The sequence below is a fragment of the Nocardia sp. PLKS1-43 genome (assembly GCF_059510335.1).
The window spans coordinates 1-249 of the sequence record NZ_JCAJZQ010000062.1; the positions used below are offsets into that span (position 1 = coordinate 1).

Genomic DNA, 249 nt, shown 5'->3' on the forward strand with positions numbered 1-249 from the left:
GCATCTGTGGGGTTCGGTGGGGGTGTGTGCGGATGCGGTGATCGGGCATTCGCAGGGGGAGATTGCGGCGGCGTGTGTGGCGGGTGCGTTGTCGTTGCGGGATGCGGTTCGGGTGGTGGCGTTGCGGAGTCGGTTGTTGTTGGCGCTGTCGGGTTCGGGTGGGATGGTGTCGCTGGCCTGTGCCGTCGAGCAGGCGCGCGATCTGGTGAAGGCCCGGGGTGATTCGTTGAGTATCGCCGCGGTCAACGG

At 67.1% G+C, this 249-nt stretch carries 1 protein-coding gene; it reads left to right on the forward strand.

Annotated elements, in window-relative coordinates; genetic code table 11:
• Nucleotides 1-249, forward strand: a 249-nt coding sequence (locus AC5WS7_RS40670) for an acyltransferase domain-containing protein (protein ID WP_495959994.1), incomplete at both ends; no start/stop codon positions are given.